The sequence below is a fragment of the Nocardia sp. NPDC051321 genome, from assembly GCF_044455225.1.
Classification (GTDB): Bacteria; Actinomycetota; Actinomycetes; order Mycobacteriales; family Mycobacteriaceae; genus Nocardia.
Genome location: NZ_JBITEM010000002.1, coordinates 392,866 through 415,729 on the forward strand (window position 1 = coordinate 392,866; position 22,864 = coordinate 415,729).

Below are 22,864 nucleotides of genomic sequence, written 5' to 3' on the forward strand. Positions count from 1 at the left end.
CTTTCTGCGATGTAGTCCAGACCCACTATCTGTCCGCGAAGTGACCACGACAACACACCACGGTTGACATCCTGTTGTGTTTGTCACCGCCGCGCAACGAAGATCAGCGCAACTTAATTTGGATAAGTGGCACAACATATTTGAGCGATCGGGTTCGTGGACAATGCCGTTGACCAGACAGCATTGTCCACGCGCAACCCGCCGCGTGCTCAGGCGCCGAACACGCCCGCTTCGCCGAAGGCCAAGTCGGCGAAGCGTTCTCCGATGCGGCGATGGGTGGCGGGGTCGGGGTGAAGTTGGTCGGGCAGGGGCAGGTCGATGAAATCCTTTTCGCCGTAGAGGGAGCGGCCGTCGAGGTAGTGCAGGTTGGCGTCGTCGGCCGCGCGCTGTTTGATGATGTGGGTGAGTTCGTCGCGGATGACGTTGAGGGTCAGTTTTCCGGCCGCGCGATCGGCTGGGTCGCCGGTGGCGCGGAAACTCACTCTCGTGCCGTCGAATTCGAGGGCACCGGGGCCGGGGGTGTCCTCGTGGATCGGGCAGAGAATGGGCGAGACGACGAGTAGCGGTGTGCTGGGGTGTCCTTCCCGGATGGTGTCGAGGAAGCCGTGCACCGCCGGTCCGAAGGCCCGCAGCCGCATGATGTCGCCGTTGACGATATTGATACCTAGCTTCAGGCTGATCAGGTCCGCCGGTGTATCGCGGATGACGCGTGCGACGAACGGATCGAGCAGCGAATTGCCGCGCAGGCTCAGGTTGATCAGCTCGACACCGCCGCGTGCGGCGGCCAGCGCGGGCCAGGTCGACGTCGGGACGTCGGCGTTGGCGCCGTGGCTGATCGAACTGCCATGGTGCAGCCAGGTTTTGCGGCCGCGGTCGGGCGTCACCTCGACCGGCGCGTCGGTGCGCAAGGCGACCAACTCGGTGATTTCCGTGTGCGGCAGCCAGATTTCGACGTCCTTCGTCTCGGCAGGCAGGTCGGTGAATCGGGCGGTGCCTGCCGATCCCTGCTCGGTGACCGTGGACTGGGTGGCCAGGTCGAAGACGAGCCTGGTGCCGCCGGGCACGCTGGCCCGACCCGCGTGCCTGCCGTCGACGAGCAGTTCGTACACGCCCTCCACAGGCGGCGGTGCGCCCTGGTAGAAGGTCCGCGTTGGCAGCACATCCAGCTCGATGGCGGTCGCGCTGGTGCGGAAGACCACGCGCACGCCGGCGGGCTGGGCCTCGACCATCGCCAGATAGTCGTCCGGGAACTGCTTGCGCGCCCATGCCGGAAGTCGGTGCGGCAGTATGCCGTTCGCGGTGCGTTCGAGATCGAGCGCGCCACGCAGGATGGGGGGTCCGATAGGGGTGGTGATCCAGTTGGTCATGAGGTGTTCCTTAGCGTTCATAAAAGTTACAGCCGATATGTTCGGCGGGCGGTGTCCGAAAACATCGAGGCCAGTTCGGTTGCCGAGGCGCCGGTGGCGAGCCGCTTGAAGGTGTTCCACAGCGTCGCGTATCGAGTTCCCATTTTGTCCACGGGAAAGTTGCTCTCGAACATGCACCGCCGCGGCCCGAAGGCGTCGATGCAGGTCTCGAACCATGGAAGCCACAGGGCGGCAAGCTGTTCCGAGGTCGGCGGGGTCGGTGCGGTCCGATAGTCGAAAGCGGCGGCGGTGGCGAGGATGCCACCGAGCTTGCACACGACGTTCGGCCGCTGCGCGACTTCGCGGATGCCACGCGCCCAGGTCGCGAAGTGCTCGGCACGGTCGGTGGCGTACGGCCCGAAGCCGAGCGGCGCGCCGCAGTGGTTGAGCACCAGCCGCAGCTCCGGAAACGCGTCGGCCAGTTCGGCGACGTCGGCCAACTGCGGGGACAGGATCCACAGATCGAGGGCCAGGTCGCGGTCGGCGACCACGCGCACACAGTCCCGAATGGCCGGCTCGGCGAGCATGCGCGGACGATTGTCGGGATGGCCGAGCTTGATCTCCGGGCTCGCATCCCAGCTCGCCCCGAACCGCAGGCCGCGAAAGCGGCCGTGACCGGCGGCGAGGTGATGCTCGATGACGTTGTCGACGCTCTCGGCGCCGAGGGCGAAGGCGGCCCGCCCGATGATCCCGGCGGCCACCCTGGTCGGGCCACCGGCCGCATCGCTGGCCGCGGCCAGATCGGCGACGAACTCCGTCTCGCCGACCGGACGCAATTCCGTCGGCCCCTCGGTGCGGTAGGCCGACATCGCCTCGGCGTACACCGTCGCGATCACGTGGTGCCCGCTGCCCGTGTCCGCCGCGAATTCCTCTAGGAGATAACGAAATCCGGGGTGATACCAGAGGTGATGGTGCGGATCGATGATGGGCAGCTCGGGTAGCAGGATCTGCTCCCGTGGCTGTCCCGCCAACCAGTTTTCGTCTGGCGGAAAGATCCGGCCGAACTCGGTCGGGCGCGCGGTATGGGAAACCGATGCGTTCATGGTGGAGGTCTCCCCTCGATCGTACCTACTAGCTTGTTTGACAAGTAGGTACGCTAAATTACCTAGAGACATTAGGCAAATGAGTTAAAGATGTAGGCAATGAGGAGAGCGGCATGGCGCGCGCAAGGATGACCGACGAGAGCCTGATCCAGGCGGCGGCGGAACTGGCCGACGAGGTCGGCTTCGACAACGTGACCGTCTCGGCGCTGGCCCGCCGGATCGGCGTCAAAGACGCGAGCCTCTACTCGCGGCTGGAAAACGCGCGCGACCTGCGGGTAAAGGTGGCAGTCCTGGCGCTGGCCGAACTCGCCGACAAGGTCGCGGAGGCGCTGGCCGGCCGCGCGGGCAAGGACGCGCTGGTCGCCTTCGCCAACGCCTACCGCGACTACGCCAAGGAGCACCCGGGCCGTTACGCCGCCGCCCAACTCGACCTCGACCCGGCGACGGCCGCCGCCAGCGCGGCACTGCGGCACTCGGAAATGACCCGCGCGATCCTGCGTGGCTACGACCTGTCCGAGCCCGACCAGACCGACGCGATCCGCCTGCTGCACGGCACGTTTTACGGATACGTCACCTTGGAAACGACTGGGCGCTATGACAGCCACCCGCGCAATGTGGAGGACTCCTGGTCCCGGGCGCTCGACGCGCTCGACGCCGTCTTGAAGAACTGGCCACCGGCCTGAGCTGGCTACGCCTTCGCGCGTGCTCGTTACGAGCAAGAGCCTGCCTGTGCCGCAACGGCGCGGCACAGGCAGGCGCCGGGTAAGCCGTGGCGGTTACCGAGATTACCTGCGGCGCAACAGGACTCCGCGGATGAAGGCGGCCTGGCCGGAGTGCTGGATATCGTCGTCCACGACGCTGATCAGCCGGACGGCGAGGGTGACGGGGGGATTCCAGCGGGTGTCGACGACGCGGGGGAGGTCGGCGTCGGTGAGGCCGGAGACGTACTTGATCGTCTGTTCGTGCACGGCGTCGTAGTAGCCGAGAAGGAGCTCCGCCGATACCTTGCCGAGCTGGGTGATCGCGTCCGGGTTGTCGCCGTAGCCGGTCGCGGTGTCATCGAATGGCAGGGCGAAGCGTTCGGCCCAGCCTGCCGCGGTCCACACCTGTTCGGTGCCCGCGACGTCGGCGATGTGATCGTCCTGCACGCGGGTCAGATGCCAGATCAGCCAGGCGATGGAGTTGGCGCCCGGATCGAGCTGCACTGCCAGTTCGTCGGGGGTCAGGTCGGACACGGCTCCGTGGACGTTCTCTTGAACGCGGCCGAAAGCGTCGATCAACAAATCAGCACTGGTCATGATCGGGTCCAATCGTGGGGTTGGCGTTCATTATTCCCGCGTCCGGTGATCCGCCGCACAGCGGTGTGGGTCTGGCTATCGAGCAGCGCCACGGTTCGCGTGACCGATGGCCGGACGCCCGTGACCCACGCGCGGTGAATTCGGCCGGAGCACTTTGTTAGAACAACATGAATTCTTTGCATCGGTACTTACACGGATAGACCGTCGTTGCCCTCGCTATTACGCTGACCGCACGACAGCAACGAGACAGCCAACTCGGGAGTACGCCACGATCGGATAATTACCGATAACCGTAGGAAAATCTGTGAAGGAAAACTACATACGATTCAAGTCGGCCTACACAGTGCCCGACGGATCTTTTCGCCAAGGCCATGGGTGCCCGGATCGATGATGAAAACCCCTGGCCAGCAAGCTTGTTGCGCACAAGGCCGACCCGTTGGGTATTGCCGCACAGCGGGCGTAGCGCAACTTTAATTCGTATTAAGACCGGCATGTAATCTGCGACACTTTCGCACCGGCACGCCCACGACAAGTGGTGAGTCGATGACTATTGTCGTTTCGCGCCCGTGAAATGCAGTTCACCGGATCACCTGAAATTCTCGCGATGCAGTGGAGGTATAGCCCAGTGGGTAGACGACTTTTTCGGTTGGCAACCGGTGGCACGAAACTCAGACCGATCCTCGCGGCGTTCGGCGCGCTGACGATCAGCGCGGTCATGGCCACCGCGGGCACCGTCACCGCAAACGCCCAGCCGATCTGGCCGAACCCGGACCCGGACCCGTTCTACGCCGCGCCGGCCGACATCGGCAGCAGGGCCAACGGTGACGTGCTGGACAGCCGCCCGATGCCGCCGCTGTTCTTCTTCCCCAACGCCTCGGTCACCCTGATCAAGTTCCGCTCGACCAACTCTCAGGGCAAGCCGATCGCGGCAACCACCACGGTGCTGACGCCGGCCGGCCACCGCGCGGACGCGCCGCTGCTGTCGTTCCAGCACATCATCAATGGGCTCGGCACCCAGTGCGCGATCTCGCACGGGCTCTACGCCAACGACACGAACTTCATTGTCCCGTTCGCGCCTGCGCTGAACATCGCGCTGCTGCGCGGCTGGTCCGTCGCCCTGCCCGATCACCTCGGCCCGAACAGTGCTTACGGCGCGGCGAAATTGGGCGGCCAGATCACCCTCGACGGCGTTCGCGCCGCACAACGACTGTCGCAGCTCAGCCTCGGAAAGAGCCCGGTGGCGTTGGCCGGTTACTCCGGTGGCGGCATGGCGACCGCTTGGGCCGCCGCGCTCGCGCCGAAGTACGCGCCGGAGCTGAACATCGTCGGCGCCGCCGAGGGCGGTGTCCCGATGAACCTGCAGACGATGGGCTGGGCCATCGGGCACAACCAGCACCCGGCCTTCGGTCTCGGCTTCGCCGCCGTGCTCGGCTTGGAGCGGGAGTACCCGGACCGGCTGCCGATCACCGACGCCCTGAGCGCGCGCGGGCTCGCCGCGGCCAGGGACATCGCCAACAGCTGCACCAATGACCTGATCGCGCGTGGTGCCGGACACACCTTCGACGATTACGCGAAAGATAATGTGATGGCTCATGATCCGAAGGCATGGGCGGTGGCGGACGAGAACAGCGTCGAGCTTTACGGCGGTGTGCCCGACGCGCCGATCTTCGAATGGCATTCCCCGCAGGACAACCTGATTCCGCTGGACGCGATCGCGAACACGGTCAACCGCTATTGCCACGCGGGCGTGCGGGTGGAATCCGAGCTCTTCCCCTCGCCGGACCACCTGACGACCGCTGTCGTCGGCTTCCCCTCGATGCTGAACTGGCTCGACGGCCGATACAGCGGCAAGCCTGCGCCGAGTAACTGCGCGTAGTCAGACGGCGATCGCCCCTGATCGGTAGCTATCGGTCAGGGGCGATTCGCTTGTCCGGCAAGGTTAATCGCGCGCGGGCAGCGCGCATCCGTCCGGACCGCACGCGTCCGCGCCGCCGATCGTCTGGATAACCGGTTCGCGCTCGCCCCACGCCTGATCGAGCGCCTGCGCGAACACCGCGACGGGCTGCGCGCCGGAGACGCCGTACTTGCGGTCGATCACGAAGAACGGAACGCCGGTCGCGCCGAGCTGTGCCGCTTCCCGCTCGTCGGCCCGCACCGCGTCGGCATAAGCCTGCGGATCGGCGAGCACCGCGCGCACGCTCGACTCGTCGAGTCCCGCGTCGACCGCGAGCCGGACCAGGCGCTCGTTGTCGCCGAACAGCGACTCCTGCTCCGCGAAATTCCCGCGGTAGAGCGCGTCGAGCAGCTGTTCCTGCTTACCCTGCGCCAACGCGAAGTGCAGCAGCCGATGCATGTCGAAGGAGCTGCCGTAGTCGCGCCCCTCGGTCAGATACGGCAACCCGAGCTCGGCCGCCTGCGCCCCGATACCCCGCTCGTTGGCTGCGGCCTGCGCCTCGCTGATCCCGTACTTCTGCGCGATCTTGGTGATCACCGGCCCGGACTCGTCGGCGGCCAGGCTCGGATCCAACTCGAACGACCGATGCACGACCTCGACGTCGTCACCATGGGCGAACTCCGCCAGCGCCTGCCCGAACCGCTCCTTACCCAGGTAGCAGAACGGACAGTTGATATCAGTCCAAATCTCGACCCGCACGCTCATCCTCAGTCTCGTCTCGACCCCCGCTGAAGCAACACTCGAGCTAAGGGATCTGTTCCGGGCCGAGCTCTAGATATGAGTGAGACAGGCTGTTACTGTAAACATGTGTCACATTAACCTCGACTGGATATGAGGTAGACGTCATGGCTACGAAGTCGGCAACGGCGCCGTCTGGGACCGCGGCGCGTAGCGCGTACGCGGGGATCCTGACGACGCTCTCCGAAGGTTCGGTGAACAAGCACTTCGATCCGTATACCGAGATCGACTGGGATGCGCCGGAGTGGGCGGTGGTGCCCAACGATCCGCGCTGGATTCTGCCTGCGGACAGTGACCCGCTCGGCGCGCATCCCTGGTATCTGGCGCAGTCCGAGGCGCGCAGGATCGAGATCGGGATGTGGCGGCAGGCCAACGTCGCGAAGGTGGGGCTGCAGTTCGAAGAGGTGCTGATCGGCGGCGTGATGAACTATCTGTTCGCCGTGGTGCCCAACGGATCCGGCGAATTCCGCTACCTCAATCACGAGGTCGCCGAGGAGATCAACCACACCCTGATGTTCCAGGAGATGGTCAACCGGATCGGCGCGGACGTGCCGGGTATGAGCCGGTTCATGAAGGCGGCGGGCCCGCTGGTGCCGCTGCTCGGCCGCTTCTTCCCGACCACCTTCTTCGTCGCCGTGCTGGCGGGCGAGGAGCCCATCGATCACGTGCAGAAGTCGGTGCTGCGCGCGGGGGAGAACGTGCACCCGATCATGCGCGACGTGATGCGGATCCACATCGCCGAGGAGGCGCGCCACATCGCCTTCGCGCACGAATACCTGCGGCACCGGGTGCCCAAGCTCGGCCGGGTGCAACGTGGCACGCTGTCGCTGGCCTACCCGATCATCATGTTCATCGCCTGCGACCTGATCGTGAAGCCGCCGCGATCCCTGTTCCGCGAGTTCGACATTCCGCTGCGCATTCGCCGAGAGTTGTTCTGGCGCAGCGCCGAAGCGCGCGCTCGCCGCCGTGACTTCTTCGGCGAGGCTCGGATGCTCGCGTCCGATATCGGGTTGATGAATCCGGCCGCCAAGCTGACGTGGCGGTTGTTGCGGATCAACGGCGGTCGGTCCCGGTATCGCGGCGAACCGGTGCGCACCCGCTCCTGAATCCGCCAGGCCCGGCGCTCACATCCAGGCGCGCCGGGTTCCAGGCATCCCGGTGTGCCCCTGCGCATCCGGCACCACGCCGAGCACCTGGTGCAGCCCGAGCCCGCCGTCCTCGAAACCCAGCGCCGAGGCGGCCATATACAGCCGCCAGATCCGGGCGCGCCCTTCGCTGGCGAGCGAAACCGCTTGATCCCAAGCGCTTTCCAGATTGGCGACCCAGGCACGCAGCGTCAGTGCGTAGTGCTCGCGCAACGCCTCGACGTCGCGCACCTCGAATCCGGCCCGCTGCATCGCCAACGCGACCTCGCCGACGTCGACCAGCTCACCGTCCGGGAAGACGTAGCGACCCACGAACGAGCGAGCGCCCATCACGGACCCGCCCGCGGAGGAGATCGCGTGGTTGAGTAGTCGTCCCTCGGGCCGGAGCAGGGCACGCAAGGTCTCGAAGTACGCCGCGGCCCGTTTGGTGCCGACATGCTCGAACATGCCGATCGAGGAGATGGCGTCGAACTGCTCGCCGCGCAGATCGCGATAGTCGGACAGCCTGATCTCGACGTTCGCGGACAGCCCCGCGTCGGCGACCCGCTTGCGTGCCAGCTCGATCTGGGCGCCGCTGATCGTCACGCCGACCACCTGCACGCCGTAGGTCGAGGCCGCGTGGATCGCCATCGATCCCCAGCCGCACCCGACGTCGAGCAGCCGCATCCCCGGCCGCAGATCGAGCTTGCGGCAGATCAGATCGTGCTTGGCGCGCTGGGCATCCGCCAAGGACACGGTGCCGTTCGCGCCAGCCTGACCGTCGTCGCCGTCCGCGACGAACCGCGCACACGAGTACGTCATGCTCTCCCCGAGCACCAGCCGATAGAACTCGTTCCCGACGTCGTAGTGATGGCTGATCGCCGCCGCGTCTCGCCGTTTGGTGTGCAACGGTCCGCGCTGGGGCCGCGCCTCTTCCGGCGGCAACTCCGGGCGCCGTCCGAGCGCGCCGAGCTGCCTGGCCGCACCGATGGCCTGCCACGCCGCGACGGCGCCCAGCTTGGCATCGCCGGGCGCGGTCGACGCCAGTGATCGAAGGATCGTGAAGATGTCACCGTCGAGGTCGACCATGCCGGATACGAAGGCCCGGCCGATACCGAGTTCGCCTGGGGCCCAGACCATGTGGCTCAGGGCGTCTTTGGAGTTGATGCGGATCGTCCCGGCGCTCGTGCCCTCGGGTTCGATCGAGCTGCCGTCCCAGAACTCGAACCGCACCGACGGGTGCGCCCCGAGCGCGGCCCGTGCCAAGGGTTCGAACACCGCCGCGACCGTCGTCTTATTACCCATGAGTCCACTATGGCCCGAGTCGCCCGCCGACCGGGTCAACGACTGGCGGAAAGTCCGAGCCGTCCGATCGGCGGGTGACTAGAACGTCGTCCAGGACAGCTCAGGTGCAGCTGCTCGGCGCACGGTGAATTGCCTGTGCTGCCCCGCACAGCGTCGTCGCTGGTGCGGCGGCGTGCGCGAATTTTCCAGCCATCGGCTTTCGGCGGAAATGCAACCCGGCCGGGCAAGCGCCGCTCTACGTCACTGCAACAGCTCCTGTGCATAAAGGGTGTAAACGGCTGCGGCCGAACGCATCTTCTGCTCGTCCACATATTCGTCAGGCCCATGTGAGACATCGAGTCGGCCCGCGCCGTAGGCGAAGGCTGGGATGCCGAGCTGGGCGTACCAACGGGTGTCCAGGATGCCTGCGCACATCTCGAACGACGGCTCCGCGCCGGTCACCCGCGAGATGCATTGGGCAAGAGCATGTCCGGCCGGATGGTCTCGATCGGTACTCGCCGAGGGCTGGAACTGGGTCAGCTCCACGGTCACCTCGGCACCGATGCCGTCGGCGGCGGTCTCGATGATCGTCGTCAGGTTCTTCAGTTCGACTTCGAGGTCCTCCTCGGGATTGAACCGGCTGTCGATGGTGAACCAGCTCGTACCGGGAACCACGTTGAAGTTCGACCCGCCGCCGGACAGCCCGCCGACGACGACCATCGAGCCGGGCGCGTCCTTGTTGTCCATCGCGAACGCCGTGTGCCGGTCCTGCATGGTGCGGACGTACTTTTCCAGCGGTACCGCGATCCGCACCATGTGCTGGAACGAGTTGATGCCGAAGGTCGCCTGCCCGACGTGCGCCTCGCGCCCGTGCACGGTGACCCGCAGGCTGACGGCCCCGCGCGCGGCGTGCCAGATCTTGCCCGCGCTCGGCTCCGCGGTGACCATGGCGACCGCGGCCGGATCGATCAGGCCATGCTGCCGTAGAAAACCCGACCCCGCGACGCTGCCGGTCTCCTCGTCGCACACCAGGTGGATCACGATCTTGCCGTCACCGAGCAGCCCGAGTTCCTTCGCCGCGGCGGCGCCGTACAGCATGCTGACGATCCCGCCCTTCATGTCGGCGGTACCACGCCCGATGATCTTGCCGTCCGTCCGCCGAGCGGTGAACTGCCCGCGATCCTGCACCGGTACCACATCGAAATGCCCATGGAAATAAAGGGTTTTCGCGCCATCGCCGACGGCCGCACGGACGATGCACGGATCTTCTTGCGCGTCCATCGCGGGCACCCCGATGATTTCGCCGTCGAGCCCGAGCCCGGCCATCGCGTCGGTCAGCGCTCTGGCACAGTCGCGCAGGCCACGACCGGGCGGATTCTCCGTGTCGTGTGCGACGAGCGCGGTCAGCAATGCCGCCATCTCGTCGGCGCGCGGTGCGAGCCAGGCTTGTACCCGGTTGGAATCGATCGTCACGAATCCGAGTGTTGCCGACATCAGCCGATTACGGGCCGGTTCACCGCCGAGACCTTTGCGAGCCGCACCGGTTGCTCGGTGTTTCGGCCTGAACCGAATCATGGTGACTACGCACCGCACTGCTTCATAGGCTCTGAACAGTGACAACGAGGAGCTGGAAGATGATGGAAAACACAGCGGTGCGGACCGACGGCGGCGTCGCGATGACGGTGGCCCGGCTGGCCGACAGCGTGGTGGCGGAATGGAAACGGGGTCGGCAGCGGTTGGCACCGATGTGGTCGCGGCGCGACGAGTTGGCGATGAAGGAGTCGCTGACCGCGGCGAACGCCGACGACCTTTTGACAAGGCTGGACCCGCTCGTCGCGGTACGGTGGCGTGGTTCTTGGTGATCGGAGGTGCCGTCTTGCGGTATCGGATGGGCGGGGGACCCGGCGTTGCCGGTCCGTCGGCGCGAAGGCGAGGTGGCTGCGGGTGAAGCAGATTGTCTGCACGCCAGAGGATTTGATGCGCGTCCGGATCGGGGCCCCGCTCGGTGCCATCGCGGAAACGATGCTGGCCACTCGGGTGATACAACGCAGGAACATCGCGGGTTTCGCGGGCTGGCGCAGCCAGGTACGTGGCGCGATACCGGCTGATTTCGGGGTGCTCGCCGACATCCTGCCCGCCGACGACGCGTTCCTGGATCTGATCACGCCTACCCTCGGCGCCCGCTCGATGCCCGCGGGTATCGAGGCGTTGCATCTGGCGTCCCGCGACGAACTCCGGATGGAGCTGGACAGTGTCGATCGCCGCCGCGCGGAGGTCGGTCGACCGCCGCTGCCCTCGTGGACGAGGGAGCTGTCGGAGCGCGACGGCGCCGCGCGCCGCAATGTCGCGGCTGCCGTGCAGGCCTTCCACTCGGTGGCGTTCGCCGGGCGTTGGGCGCACATCCAGTCCTATCTCGAAATGGCCGCCGAGCGGATGGCCCGAACGATCGCCACCGAAGGCGTCGAGCAACTGTTCGCCGGGCTGGCGCCGTATGTGACCTGGCGCGCGCCGATGCTCCAAGTACACCGGATGCTGTCCTGTCATAACGAGAATCTCGGCGGCCGCGGATTGGTCATCGTGCCCTCTTTCTTCGCCTGGCCCGAACCGCTGACCCTGATGTCCTTGGCGGACAAGGAAGCGCCGATGATGTTGGTTGTTCCGGTCATGCGCGATATCAGTGATTTCGCTGCCGCGTGGGGACCGCGCGCGACCAACGAGGCATTGACCGCCCTGCTCGGCCGGACCCGCGCCGCCGCCCTCCAGGTGATCGCCGAAGGCTGCAGTACCACCGAACTCGCTCGCCGGCTGAGTGTTTCACCCGCCACGGCGAGCGAGCACGCGTCGATCCTGCGCGAGGCCGGTCTGATCGACAGCTGGCGGCACCGCAATGCCATGCGCCACGAGGTGACAACGCTGGGCGCCGCGCTGCTGGACGGCGATCTGAGCAACAGCGCCCGCATCGCGTAATGCCATGCGCCCCAGCGGGATAAATCAGAACTCATCCGCACAGCCGCAGGAGCCGCGGGTCGTCAATTCCGCGCCGAGGCTGACCACGCCCGGCTCGGCCGAGCCGGTGTCGATCTGCTTCAGCAAGAGCTCGACCGCGAGTTCGCCCATCTTCCGGGTCGGCTGGACCATGGTGGTCAGGCCGGGTCTGGTGTAGCGGGCGTATTCGATGCCGTCGAACCCGACAATCGCGAGATCGTCAGGGACGCGCAGATTCGCGTCGTAGGCCGCCCGCAGCATGCCCATCGCCTGCAGGTCGCTGGTCACGAACACCGCGGTGGGTGTGGTCGCGCCGCGCATCAGCTCGTCGAGCGCGTGGTAACCCGCGGCGCCGCCGAATTCGGCACGCACGACCACGCTTTCGGGCAGCCCCGCGTCGTGTAGCGCCTGCCGGTAGCCCGCAACCCGCTCGTCGGCGGTCGACACGTGTGGCCCGCTGAGGCAGGCGATGGCGCGATGCCCGTGGGAGATCAAGTGCTGCACGGCGATTCGCGCGCCGGACAGTGAATCGCACATGACGTGCGCGCAGCGGGCCGGGTCGATGATCCGGTCCACCGCGACCAACGCCATGTCGGCCGCCGCGCAGGCGTCGGCGATGCCAGACTCCCAGGACGACGAAATGGCAAGCAGCCCTTCGACTCGGCGGTCGATGAACGCGCTGACATACGCGCGCTCCCTTGCCTCGTCGCCCGCGGCGTTCCCGACGATCAGCGGGAAGCCGCGCGCGAACGCGGCCGCCTCGACGACCGCGGACAGCTCGGCGAAAAACGGGTTGGCCCCATCGGGAATGACCATCCCGAGCGCATGGCCGCGGTTCATCCGCAGGCTGCGCGCGGACATGTTGGGCCGGTAGCCGAGCTGCTCGATGGCGGCTTCGATGCGGGCCCTGGTCGCTGGGGCGACGCTGCGCGGACCGTCGTTGAGGACGTAGCTCACCAGCGCCGGTGAGGTGCCTGCGAGCCGGGCCACGTCGGCTCGGGTGACTGCCATCGGGTCACTCCTGTCGTGCTGGCAATTCGTGCGAGCTGCCGAAGAACCCTTGACAGTCTCGTGATTCGGGTCACACACTACGCATCAACTCGTGTTGTCAACACGAGTTGAACTCGTACAGGATAGGTCGAATACCAGATGAGCACTCGATACCGGATCGGGCTTGTGGCCCTGGCCCTCGTCAGCGCGGCGGCCCTCACCGCCGGATGCGGCCGCGGCGGCGACGCCTCGTCGGACTTCAAGATCGCCGTAGTCACCCGCAACTTCACCAACCCCTACTGGGCGGCGCTGCGCGACGGCGCGATGGCGGAGGGCAAGCAGCTCGGGGTCGACGTCGCGGTGCAGGCGGGACAATCCGAGACCGACGCGGACGGCGAAAACGCCCAGATCTCAACCCTGGCCGCGCAGGGCTACGACTGCTTCGCCGTGGTGCCGGTCAACGCGACCAACGTGATCACCCCGCTGGTTCCGGTGGCCCGCAAGAACATTCCCATCCTGAACCTGGACACCCAGATCGACGCGAACGCCTCGAAGCAGGCCGGCGTCGACTACGCGAGCTTCATCGGCTCCGACAACCTCGCGGCAGGCAAGACCGCGGGCGAGAAGATGCTCGACGCGCTCGGCGGCAGCGGCAAAGTGATTGTGCTGCAGGGCATTGCCGGTGAACAGAACGGCATCAACCGGGACAAGGGCTTCACCGACGCCGTCGCGGGCAAGCTGGAAATCGTGCAACGCGCACCCGCCGACTACGAGCAGGACAAGGGCCTTACCGTCACCGAGGCGATCCTGAAGGCGCACCCGGACATCACCGGCATCTTCGCGGCCAACGACACCATGGGACTCGGTGCCGCGCAGGCGATCAAGAACGCAGGTCGGACCGGGCAGGTCAAGGTGATCTCGGTGGACGGCATCCAGGCCGCGCTCGCCGCGGTCAAGGCGGGCACCCTGTACGGCACCGTGACCCAATACCCGTACGCCGAAGGCGAACTCGCGATCCAGGCCTGCCTGGCGAAGCATCAGGGCAAGGCCATTCCGGACCGGGTGGTCGCGCCGATCGCGTTCATCGGGTCGGACAATGTCGATCAGCAGATCGCCGCATTCCCCCGGCCGATCACGACATTCGACAATCCGCTGGCCGGGCTGGTGAACAAATGAGTGTGGTGTCCGACGTCGCGCGCGCCGCGCCCGGCCGGCTTGGTGCGCGGCGCATTCCGACCAAGCTCGCCGACTACGCGGCGCCGATCGCCCTGGTGATCGTGTGGCTCGGATTCTTCATCGCCACGCCGAACTTCTTGACCGCCAGTAACATCGACGATCTGCTCGTCGCGTCGACGATCCTGACCGTGCTCGCGCTCGGGCAGCAGTTCGCGGTGGTGGTCGGCGGAATCGACCTGTCGGTGGGTGCCACGCTGCCATGGTCGGCGGCGCTGCTCGGCTACTTCACCAGCCACGGGTATCCGGTGACGACCGGCATCGTGGTGGCGATTCTGGGCGGCCTGCTGGTCGGGGTGATCAACGGGGTGCTGATCGGGCACTTCCAGATGACCGACTTCGTCGTCACGCTCGGCTCGTTGAGCGTGCTCAGCGGCTGCACCCTGCTGCTCACCAGCGGCAACAGCGTGGCGGTGAATTCACCGTTCCTGCAGAGCCTCGCGCTGGACGGCGCCGGACCGTTGCGCTGGTTCTGGCTGCTCGCGCTGGTCGCGGCGCTCGGTGTGGCGGGCATCCTGTTCCGCACCAGGGTCGGCACGCACCTGCTTGCCACCGGCGGCAATATCGACTCGGCCAGGGAGACCGGCATTCCGGTGCGCCGGATCCGGTTGCTCGCCTACAGCGCCTGCGGGCTGCTGTGCGGTGTCGCCGGGGTGATGCTGGTCGCCCGCAACGGCGGTGCCGACCCGTCCCTGCAGACCACCTACCTGTTGAGCTCGATCGCCGCGGTGGTGCTCGGTGGTTCGTCGTTGAGCGGCGGCAAGGCGTCGGTGCTCGGCACCGTGTGTGGCGCGATCCTGTTCACCTCGCTGATCAACGGGTTCACCATCCTCGGCATCTCGCAGTACTACCAACCGATCGCGGTGGGCGCGGTATTGCTTCTCGCAGCGGCTATTTCGCGATTCCGGAAGTAGGCATGTCATGACCGAACCGATGCTAGAGGCGCGCGGCCTGACGAAGTCGTTCGACTCCGTCCGCGCGCTCGACGATGTCAGCCTGACCATTCCGGCAGGGGAGGTCACCGCGCTTGTCGGTGACAACGGGGCGGGCAAGTCCACCCTGGTGCGCTGCCTTACCGGCGTTCAGCCACCGGATTCGGGGGAGATCCTGTTCCGTGGCGCGCCGGTGCGGCTCGGCTCGCCGGAGGGCGCCCGCAAGATGGGCATCGAGACCGTGTACCAGGATCTTGCCCTCATCGACGATCTGACCGTGTGGCAGAACCTCTTTCTGAACCGGGAGCTCGTCTACCCGTCCTGGCCGATCAAGATCGTCAATCGGAAGGCGATGATCAGCAAGAGCGGGGAGATCCTGCGCGATCTCGATGTCGATGTGCCCTCGGTCCGCACCACCGTGCGCCGGATGAGCGGTGGCCAGCGGCAGAGCATCGCCATCGCCCGCGCGGTCGCCTGGGGCAAGTCGATGGTGATCATGGACGAGCCGACCGCCGCGCTCGGCGTGCGGGAGACCGCCGCCGTCGAGAAGCTGGTGCGCGGGCTGCGCGATCGCGGGGTGACCGTGCTGATCATCAGTCATGATCTGGCGCAGGTGATGCGCGTCTGCGACAACGTGGTGGTGCTGCGGCGGGGTCGCTCGGTGGCCGCGCATCGGGTGGACGAGATCGATGGTGATCGGCTCGTCGCGTTGATCACCGGGGCCGCGCCGGGCAATCTGGAGGCGAAGCCCGCTGTGGAACAACAGGTCTCGTGACCGGGCGGATCACGGTCATCGGATCGGTGAACCAAGATGTGGTCTGCGAGGTAGCGAGACTGCCCGGCCCGGGGGAGACCGTGCTCGCGGTCGGGGCGCGGACGAATCCGGGTGGTAAGGGAGCCAACCAGGCGGTCGCCGCGGCGAAGGCGGGCGGGCGTGTGCAGTTCGTCGGGCGGATCGGTGGTGATTCCGTCGCGGCGACGCTCCTTGACTCGATGGCCGAGGCCGGAGTGAAAACGGTTGGGCTGCGGGAAGTTCCGGGCGAGCGAACCGGCCGGGCCTATGTCACCGTCGCCGCGGGGGAGAACCAGATCGTGGTCGACCCCGGTGCCAACTTCGCCTGGGAATCCGACGCCGACCTGGCGGTGCTGGCCGAGGCCGACCTGCTCGGATCGGCGGATGTGGTTGTCGCACAGCTCGAGATACCGCTCACGGTGGTTACCTGGGCCGCGGGACTGGCCCGCCGGTTCGTGCTCAATGCGGCTCCGGCGGCAGTTCTCGGCGATGAACTGCTGCGCCGGTGCGATCCGCTCGTGGTGAACGAGTACGAGTTGGCCACGGTCAGCGGCGCACCGACCGAGACAAGGGAACAGGTGGGTCGAGCGGCGCGGTCGCTGTGCTTGCGCGGAGCGGCGTCGGTCGTCGTCACGTTGGGCGCGGCCGGTTCGATCCTGGCCCGTCGAACGGCGGCGTCCATCGAGCTCACGTATCAGCCCGCGCCGCGGGTCAACTCGGTGGATTCGACCGGAGCGGGTGACGCGTACGTCGGCGCGTTGTCGACCGCCCTTGCCGACGGCGTCGAGTTGGCCGATGCGGTGGCCTATGCCACGGCCGCCGCGTCCCTGTCCGTCCAGTCGCTCGGCACCCACACGTCCTATCCCACTCGCGAGCGGGTCGTCGCGGCGCTCGCCGCGCTGCCGCCCGCCGACTCGAGTTTCGCCACAACCAGATGGGAAGCACCTTGCGCACCGGTGGATTGATTCACGCCGAACTGATGTCGGCACTCGTCGGCCTCCGCCACACCGACACCTTCGCCGTCAGCGATTCGGGCCTGCCCGTGCCGCCCGGCGTGCCGGTGATCGACCTCGGAATCAGCTACGGCATGCCGCGATTCGCGCCGGTGGTCGAGCTGATCCTCGACGAGGTCGCCGTCGAGGCCGCCTGGGGCAGCGCCGACGTGGTCGCCGCGAACCAGGAGGCGGCCGACCTGCTGACGAACCGGTGGCATGCCGAGTTGCTCGAGCACGAGGAGTTCAAGCGGCGGATCGGCCAGTGCCGCTTCGTCGTTCGCACCGGTGAGGCGCGCCCGTATGCCAACGTGTTGTTCCGCGCCGGAGTGCCGTGGTTGTAATGCGCCGATCGACCGCTATGCGGCGTCGTGATCGGAGAGACTGGGACGGTGCGGGAGCTGACGATGATCCGGCGTCGATCGGTTTCGGTCGCCGCCTGCGCGGCCTCGGCGATGCTGCTCGGTGTCACCGGTTGCACGGACATACCGCCGGGTGTCATCGAACCGCAGGCAAAGACTGACATCTTCGCGTACGCGACCAGTACCGAGCTGATCGTCGCCGACGGCACCACAACCGTGTCGCGGACGCCGGGAGCCTTCGATACGACGCGCGATGTCGGGCTCACGAAGGACGCGAAATTCGCCTTCTGGAAGGAAGATTCGCGTAACGGTGACGGGCCTGTCGTTGCGGCAGTGTCCACGGGAGCGCACGCCACGGCGATCCGCGTGCCCTGCGGCTGCCGTCAGGTCCTGCCGTTCAGCGGTAGCACCATCGTGTGGTTGCAGGCGCCTGGCACCGTGATGCGCATGGACCTCGCTGCGGCGCAACCGAAGCCGGCCGTGTGGCGCACCATCACGCCGGCTCCGCAAGCACAGCAGCACATCGATATCTTGGCGATCGAACAGGATCGACTGTTGCTGAACCGGTATGACATAGAGCAGCAGTACGACTCGATCAAAAGCCAGCTCTTCACGATCGAGGCCAACGGCGAAACACGGACGCGCGGACCGCTCTCCGACATCAAGGCGTACTTCTACAGCGGCGCGTTCAGCCCCGACGGTCAGTCGGCCGCACTGTCGCAATACGCGGTCCCCAGCAGCTATGTCCGCGACATGGCGTGCAGCCAAGCCGTCATCTACTTCCTGGATCTGACCACCGATGCCCTGCGACCCACGGTTCCTGCGCCCGAGAACTGTTCCAGCGCATTGAAACTCCGCTGGGATACGCCGGACGGCCCGACCATCGCCGTCGACCGGTGGCCCGCGTTCAGCGCACCGGCCGGCGCGCAGACAACGCGCTGGCAGCGCAGGCAAGGCACGTGGTCGCCGCTCGACCCGCCGATCGCGGACCGCGCCAAGACCTGGGCAGGCGCGACCATCGAACTCGCCAAGCCGGGCAGTGCCGACTACTACGACGTCTACTTCATCAAGAACGATCAACGAACCAGGATTGCCGAGCAGGTCTATTCCATCGCGGTCCCGTGACCAGCACAACAATCGCGATGGCCGAAAACCGCGTGAGTTCGCGCCGCAGGTGATCTAGCGTTCGGTAAATGGAGCAAGTCGTTCGCTCGGGCGATCGCAGGGCCGTTGTCGCGGCCGCGGTCACCGTGGTGCTGTGGGCCTCGGCCTTTGTGTTCATTCGTGCTGCGGGGGAAGACTTTTCGCCGGGTGCACTGGCGCTGGGGCGGTTGCTGACCGGAGCCATCGCGTTGGTGGTGATCCTGGTCATCCGGGGCGAGGGCATGCCTGCTCGGGGTGCGTGGCGCGGGATTCTCGTGTCCGGTGTGCTCTGGTTCGGGGTCTACATGGTGGCTTTGAACTGGGGCGAGCAGCATGTTGATGCGGGCACCGCGGCGATGGTGATCAACATCGGTCCCATCCTGATCGCGGTGCTGAGCGGACTGGTGCTGAAGGAGGGATTTCCGGTGCGGCTGATTGCGGGGATCGCGGTCGCCTTCGCCGGGGCGGTCGTGGTCGGGCTGTCGAATTCGGGCGGCGGCAGTGCCGCGGTGCTCGGTGTCGTCCTGTGCCTGACCGCCGCGCTGGCCTGGGCGGTCGCTGTCGTCGCGCAGAAGCCCGCGCTGGCGCACGCTTCCGCGTTGCAGGTAACGACCGGAGGGTGCGTCATCGGCACCATCGCCTGCTTGCCGTTCGCGGGCCAGCTGTTCACCGAGGCCGCCGAAGCGCCGCTGTCCTCGACGTTGAGCGTGGTGTATCTGGGTGTGTTCCCAACCGCTTTGGCGTTCACCACCTGGGCTTACGCGCTGTCTCGCACCACGGCGGGGAAGATGGGCGTGACCACCTACGCCGTCCCAGCCCTGGTGATATTGATGGCGTGGATCGCGCTCGACGAGGTCCCCGGGCCACTGGCCGTGGTCGGTGGTCTGCTGTGCCTGTCCGGTGTGGCGATCACCAGGTCACGGGCGGACAAGCCGGTTGAGCCCGAAGATACTGCGGCACAAGAGGTATCGAGCCCGACCTGAAAGCAACACGGGACAGGTATCAGCCGCGGATCAGTGGTGGCCGAGCACGGCGTGCGGCCGATACGGTGCCTGCAGGGTGGCCACTTCGTCCTCGCTCAGCCGTATCCGCGTTGCGGCGACCGCGTCCTCCAGGTGCTTCATCTTGGTCGCTCCGATGATCGGCGCGGTGACCCCGGGGCGACCGAGTAGCCAGGCCAGGGCGATCTGCGCGGGTGGCAGGGCGCGTGCGGCGGCGACTGTGCGCACTGCGTCGACCACATCGAAGTCCTCGTCGACATACATGGCGTCGGCGATGGGATCGGCGCCGGATCGCGCGGTGGTCGGCCCGCCGCCGCGCTCGCGGGTGCCTGCCAGCAGTCCCCGTGCCAGCGGGCTCCACGGGATGATGCCGACACCCTGGTCCAGGCAGAGTGGGATCATCTCCCGTTCCTCCTCGCGGTAGACGAGATTGTAGTGGTTCTGCATCGAGACGAATTTCGTCCAGCCGTGCGCCTCGGCGACCTGCTGTGCCTTGGCGAACTGCCAGGCGAACATGCTCGACGCGCCGAGGTATCTGGCCTTGCCTGCCGCGACCACGTCGTTGAGCGCGCACATGGTCTCTTCGATCGGTGTCTCGTTGTCCCAGCGGTGAATCTGGTACAGGTCGACGTGATCGACGCCGAGCCGGTCGAGCGAGGCGTCGATGGCGGCCATGATGTGCTTGCGCGACAAGCCCTTGTCGTTCGGACCCGCGCCCATCGGGTAGTAGACCTTGGTGGTCAGCACGTAGTCGTCGCGGCGAGGGAACAGCTTGGCGAGCAAGCGCCCGGTGACCAGTTCGCTGACGCCGCCGGAGTACATGTCCGCGGTGTCGAAGAACGTCACCCCCGACTCGATGGCCTGCCGGACGATCGGCTCCGCGGCATCCTCGTCGAGTATCCAATCCCGGGCGACGGGAGTGCCGTAGCTCATCATGCCGAGACAGAGCCGGGACACGGCCAGGCCGGATGTGCCCAATCGAAGGTATTCCATCAGTTCTCCTTGTTTTCCTGTGTTTGCTGGTGGATCGAGACGCCCCCGGCGATCAGCGCGATGCCGATCAGCTCTTGGACGGTGGGGACCTGGTCGAGCAGCACGATCCCGATCACCGTCGCGACCGCGGGCAGCAGGCTCAGCATCAGCGCGAAGGTGTGCCTGCGTAATCGGGCCATGGCGAGCTGGTCGGTCACGTAGGGGATGACCGACGAGCAGATGCCGACGCCTATTCCGGCCAGCAGCGCCGTCGGACTGGTGAAGGCCGGGATCGCGGCGCCGAGGCAGCACGGCGTCGCGACCAGCGCACCGATCAGCATCGCGGCGCCGATCTGGTCGATTCCGGAGATCCCGGCGCCGGTGTTGGCGATGCGGTGGCCGAGGACCACATAGAGCATGAACAGTGCGCAGTTGAGCACCGCGAAAACGAACTCGAGCGGCGCACCGGCGAACTGGATGTCGGTCAACGCGAGCACCCCACCCACGGCGAGCACGAGGGCGATCACGTTGCGGCCGTTGCGCATTCCGATGGCGGCGAGCACGATCACGCCGAGGAACTCGATCGCCCCGACGGTGGCCAGTGGCAGCCGTGCGATGGCCTGGTAGAACGCCGTGTTCATGACCGCGAGCAGCACACCGAGCCCGAGCAGCAGCCGCCGCTGCGCCGGGGTGAGCAGCGCGAGCAACCGCCACGGCCGCCGCCACAGCGCGAACACCACTGCGGCGCTTGCGATCCGGAGCCAGACCACGCCGAGCACGTCCACCCTGGCAAACAACACCACGGCGAGGGCGGGGCCGAGATAGTGGAAGATCGCGCTGAGTCCGAAGTAGGCCGAGGCAGGCACTCGTGGCGCCGTAGTCTCGGACGATGTGATCATGCGGAGTATCTTCCAAAGAAATACCCGCGACCGGAATGGCACTATCCAGGAAGTTGGCGTGAGTTGTCTGGAAAATTAAGGCCAAATGGCCAAGATTCCTTCACCGAGCGATCACGCCTGCTAGATGAGGTGAACGTCCGGCTGCTCAACGAACTGCACGCCGATCCGCGACTGTCCATGTCCGAACTCGCCCGCCGCGTCGGCATGTCGGCGCCCGCGGTGACCGAGCGGGTGCAGCGCTTGACCCGGCTCGGCGTGATCACCGGCTTCCGGATGGAGGTCGACCCGGCGGCCCTCGGCATGCCGGTGACCGCCCTGGTGCGCATCCGGCCGGGACCAGGCCAGCTTCCCAAAATCGTTGCGGCGGCCCGGGACACACCGCAGGTGGTCGAGTGCTTCCGGATCACCGGCGAGGACTGCTTCCTGCTCAAGGTGCACGGGCCGTCGATCGGTGAGCTCGAGGAATTGCTCGACGGGTTTCTCATGTTCGGGCAGACGACCACCTCGATCGTCGTTTCCGAGCCGGTGCCGCGGCGACCACTGCCCGTTCCTGTTCTGGATGGCCGATAGCGAGTCGACGCGTGCACTATGTAGGACCGACTGGAAAGAGGTTGCCGTGGTAGAGGATCGGAAGCCGCCGGGTGCCGCGGGGAAGCGCAGACTGCTCAGGGCGACCGCGGTCGCGGCGACGGGCCTGGTGCTGGTAGTGGTCGGCGCGAATGTCCGGCTGTGGATGGCGTCGTCGGGTCATCGGTTCGGCCCCGGCGCCGCGCCAACGGTGCCGGTCGTGATCGTGCCCGGAGCAAAGGTCGGCCCGGACGGTGCGCCGATGGCGTATCTGCGTGGACGGCTCGATGTCGCGATCGAGCTCCTACAGGCGGGCAAGGCTCGCGAGATCCTGGTGTCCGGTGACGCGGCCGGTACGTCGGGCGACGAGATCGCCTCGATGACAAAGTATCTCGTCGACCACGGGGTCGATCCGGCACTCGTGCGACCCGACGGCGACGGTTTGTCGACACGTGCGACGTGCGAACGTGCGAAGCGGCTGTTCGGCATCGATCGCGCGATCATCGTCACCCAGTACCGCCATCTGCCGCGCGCGGTCGCGCTGTGCCGCGCCGAAGGCATCGACGCCGACGGAGTCACGGCCTATTGCGACTGCCGTCGAAAGACAGTGATACGCAACAACATCCGCGAATGGCTTGCCGCGCCAAAGGCCGTCGCCGCACTGATCGGCCGCTGACCAGCCATGCGACCCATAGTGGTGACCGTCGGCACCGACACTTCGGCTGCGCCGCAACGGCTCTGGGACCTGCTCACCGACTGGGAAAACCAAGGCGAGTGGATGCGCGAAGCCGCCGACTTCGCGGTGACCTCGCCGCAGCGCTGCGGCGTCGGCGTCACGGTAGCGACCACCGTGCGCATCGCCGGAATCGCCACCCGCGACCGAATCCGCGTCGACATCTGGCAGCCACCGGCCGAAGCGAACCCCGGTCACCTAGGAATCGTCCACCTCGGCTGGATCAAGGGGCGCGGCGACATCCGCCTGACAACCCTGCCCGACGGCCGCACCCGCCTCGCCTGGACCGAACGCCTACAACCCCCACTCGGCCCGGTTGGCGCAACCGGAATGCGCCTACTGGCACCGCTTTTCGCCCGAACCTTCCGCCGAGACCTCGCGCTACTCCGCACCTTGGCGGAGCACCCCTGACCCC

Annotated in this window: 24 protein-coding genes; 15 read left to right on the top strand and 9 right to left on the bottom strand. The window is 66.8% G+C overall.

The genetic code is table 11. The features are described 5' to 3' along the window. Positions 1-209: 209 nt before the first annotated feature. Positions 210-1,367 (bottom strand): GDSL-type esterase/lipase family protein, encoded by a 1,158-nt coding sequence (locus tag ACIA8C_RS05860; protein WP_397131314.1) that lies wholly within the window; start codon positions 1,365-1,367, stop codon positions 210-212. Between the two features lie 26 nt (positions 1,368-1,393). Next, positions 1,394-2,449: an amidohydrolase family protein gene (locus ACIA8C_RS05865; RefSeq protein WP_397131316.1), complete on the bottom strand. Its 1,056-nt coding sequence runs from the start codon at positions 2,447-2,449 to the stop codon at positions 1,394-1,396. Between the two features lie 113 nt (positions 2,450-2,562). Here ACIA8C_RS05865 and ACIA8C_RS05870 point away from each other — a divergent pair, with 113 nt between their 5' ends. Further along, a complete protein-coding gene (locus ACIA8C_RS05870) occupies positions 2,563-3,132 on the top strand; it encodes a TetR/AcrR family transcriptional regulator (protein ID WP_397131318.1) in 570 nt (189 codons plus the stop codon). 102 nt (positions 3,133-3,234) lie between these two features. Here ACIA8C_RS05870 and ACIA8C_RS05875 read toward each other — a convergent pair whose 3' ends face one another. Further along, a complete protein-coding gene (locus ACIA8C_RS05875) occupies positions 3,235-3,747 on the bottom strand; it encodes a DUF664 domain-containing protein (RefSeq protein WP_397131320.1) in 513 nt (170 codons plus the stop codon). Between the two features lie 715 nt (positions 3,748-4,462). Between ACIA8C_RS05875 and ACIA8C_RS05880 the strand changes: the two genes are divergently transcribed. Next, complete coding sequence (locus ACIA8C_RS05880; RefSeq protein WP_397131818.1) at positions 4,463-5,623, top strand: lipase family protein; 1,161 nt, start codon at positions 4,463-4,465, stop codon at positions 5,621-5,623. Between the two features lie 63 nt (positions 5,624-5,686). Here ACIA8C_RS05880 and ACIA8C_RS05885 read toward each other — a convergent pair whose 3' ends face one another. Further along, positions 5,687-6,406, bottom strand: a complete 720-nt coding sequence (locus tag ACIA8C_RS05885) for a DsbA family oxidoreductase (protein WP_397131322.1) — start codon at positions 6,404-6,406, stop codon at positions 5,687-5,689. A gap of 140 nt (positions 6,407-6,546) precedes the next feature. Here ACIA8C_RS05885 and ACIA8C_RS05890 point away from each other — a divergent pair, with 140 nt between their 5' ends. After that, positions 6,547-7,545: a diiron oxygenase gene (locus ACIA8C_RS05890; RefSeq protein WP_397131324.1), complete on the top strand. Its 999-nt coding sequence runs from the start codon at positions 6,547-6,549 to the stop codon at positions 7,543-7,545. An 18-nt stretch (positions 7,546-7,563) separates the two neighbouring features. Here the strand turns inward: ACIA8C_RS05890 and ACIA8C_RS05895 are convergent, their stop codons facing one another. Both ACIA8C_RS05895 and ACIA8C_RS05900 read right to left on the bottom strand, forming a co-directional pair. Continuing rightward, positions 7,564-8,868 (bottom strand): class I SAM-dependent methyltransferase, encoded by a 1,305-nt coding sequence (locus ACIA8C_RS05895; protein WP_397131326.1) that lies wholly within the window; start codon positions 8,866-8,868, stop codon positions 7,564-7,566. A gap of 240 nt (positions 8,869-9,108) precedes the next feature. After that, entirely contained in the window at positions 9,109-10,320 is a 1,212-nt protein-coding gene (locus ACIA8C_RS05900) for an ArgE/DapE family deacylase (RefSeq protein WP_397131328.1), read from the bottom strand. Between the two features lie 161 nt (positions 10,321-10,481). On the opposite strand from ACIA8C_RS05900, the gene ACIA8C_RS05905 reads away from it, so the two are divergent. Both ACIA8C_RS05905 and ACIA8C_RS05910 read left to right on the top strand, forming a co-directional pair. Next, positions 10,482-10,709 (top strand): hypothetical protein, encoded by a 228-nt coding sequence (locus tag ACIA8C_RS05905; protein WP_397131330.1) that lies wholly within the window; start codon positions 10,482-10,484, stop codon positions 10,707-10,709. An 82-nt stretch (positions 10,710-10,791) separates the two neighbouring features. Beyond that, positions 10,792-11,814, top strand: a complete 1,023-nt coding sequence (locus tag ACIA8C_RS05910) for a winged helix-turn-helix domain-containing protein (RefSeq protein ID WP_397131332.1) — start codon at positions 10,792-10,794, stop codon at positions 11,812-11,814. Positions 11,815-11,838: 24 nt separating this feature from the next. Here the strand turns inward: ACIA8C_RS05910 and ACIA8C_RS05915 are convergent, their stop codons facing one another. Then, on the bottom strand, positions 11,839-12,843 hold the full coding sequence (locus ACIA8C_RS05915; protein ID WP_397131334.1) for a LacI family DNA-binding transcriptional regulator: 1,005 nt from the start codon (positions 12,841-12,843) through the stop codon (positions 11,839-11,841). A 138-nt stretch (positions 12,844-12,981) separates the two neighbouring features. On the opposite strand from ACIA8C_RS05915, the gene ACIA8C_RS05920 reads away from it, so the two are divergent. The 7 genes from ACIA8C_RS05920 (at position 12,982) to ACIA8C_RS05950 (ending at position 19,260) form a co-directional block, all read left to right on the top strand. Then, a complete protein-coding gene (locus tag ACIA8C_RS05920) occupies positions 12,982-13,998 on the top strand; it encodes a substrate-binding domain-containing protein (RefSeq protein ID WP_397131336.1) in 1,017 nt (338 codons plus the stop codon). Further along, complete coding sequence (locus ACIA8C_RS05925; RefSeq protein ID WP_397131338.1) at positions 13,995-14,969, top strand: ABC transporter permease; 975 nt, start codon at positions 13,995-13,997, stop codon at positions 14,967-14,969. Before ACIA8C_RS05920 ends, ACIA8C_RS05925 begins: the two co-directional genes overlap by 4 nt. Before the next feature lie 7 nt (positions 14,970-14,976). Beyond that, positions 14,977-15,762 (top strand): ATP-binding cassette domain-containing protein, encoded by a 786-nt coding sequence (locus ACIA8C_RS05930; protein ID WP_397131340.1) that lies wholly within the window; start codon positions 14,977-14,979, stop codon positions 15,760-15,762. Then, positions 15,759-16,745: a ribokinase gene (locus tag ACIA8C_RS05935; RefSeq protein WP_397131342.1), complete on the top strand. Its 987-nt coding sequence runs from the start codon at positions 15,759-15,761 to the stop codon at positions 16,743-16,745. The genes ACIA8C_RS05930 and ACIA8C_RS05935 overlap by 4 nt, the downstream gene beginning before the upstream one ends. Beyond that, positions 16,715-17,116 carry a D-ribose pyranase gene (rbsD, locus tag ACIA8C_RS05940; protein ID WP_397131344.1) on the top strand — a complete coding sequence of 134 codons (402 nt, stop codon included), beginning with the start codon at positions 16,715-16,717 and terminating at the stop codon, positions 17,114-17,116. The genes ACIA8C_RS05935 and rbsD overlap by 31 nt, the downstream gene beginning before the upstream one ends. A gap of 48 nt (positions 17,117-17,164) precedes the next feature. Further along, the gene (locus ACIA8C_RS05945; RefSeq protein WP_397131346.1) at positions 17,165-18,259 is read left to right on the top strand and encodes a hypothetical protein; all 1,095 of its coding nucleotides are present in this window, start codon (positions 17,165-17,167) and stop codon (positions 18,257-18,259) included. A 68-nt stretch (positions 18,260-18,327) separates the two neighbouring features. Then, positions 18,328-19,260 (top strand): DMT family transporter, encoded by a 933-nt coding sequence (locus ACIA8C_RS05950; protein WP_397131348.1) that lies wholly within the window; start codon positions 18,328-18,330, stop codon positions 19,258-19,260. Positions 19,261-19,290: 30 nt separating this feature from the next. On the opposite strand, the gene ACIA8C_RS05955 is transcribed toward ACIA8C_RS05950, so the two are convergent. Both ACIA8C_RS05955 and ACIA8C_RS05960 read right to left on the bottom strand, forming a co-directional pair. Continuing rightward, a complete protein-coding gene (locus tag ACIA8C_RS05955) occupies positions 19,291-20,271 on the bottom strand; it encodes an aldo/keto reductase (protein WP_397131350.1) in 981 nt (326 codons plus the stop codon). Then, positions 20,271-21,149, bottom strand: a complete 879-nt coding sequence (locus ACIA8C_RS05960) for an EamA family transporter (RefSeq protein WP_397131352.1) — start codon at positions 21,147-21,149, stop codon at positions 20,271-20,273. Before ACIA8C_RS05960 ends, ACIA8C_RS05955 begins: the two co-directional genes overlap by 1 nt. A gap of 129 nt (positions 21,150-21,278) precedes the next feature. Between ACIA8C_RS05960 and ACIA8C_RS05965 the strand changes: the two genes are divergently transcribed. From ACIA8C_RS05965 to ACIA8C_RS05975, 3 genes are read left to right on the top strand one after another with little or no spacing between them, the layout of a single operon-like run. Continuing rightward, positions 21,279-21,719, top strand: a complete 441-nt coding sequence (locus tag ACIA8C_RS05965; protein ID WP_397131354.1) for an Lrp/AsnC family transcriptional regulator — start codon at positions 21,279-21,281, stop codon at positions 21,717-21,719. A gap of 46 nt (positions 21,720-21,765) precedes the next feature. Beyond that, complete coding sequence (locus tag ACIA8C_RS05970) at positions 21,766-22,392, top strand: vancomycin high temperature exclusion protein (protein WP_397131356.1); 627 nt, start codon at positions 21,766-21,768, stop codon at positions 22,390-22,392. A 6-nt stretch (positions 22,393-22,398) separates the two neighbouring features. Then, complete coding sequence (locus tag ACIA8C_RS05975) at positions 22,399-22,860, top strand: SRPBCC family protein (RefSeq protein ID WP_397131358.1); 462 nt, start codon at positions 22,399-22,401, stop codon at positions 22,858-22,860. The last annotated feature ends 4 nt before the right edge of the window (positions 22,861-22,864 follow it).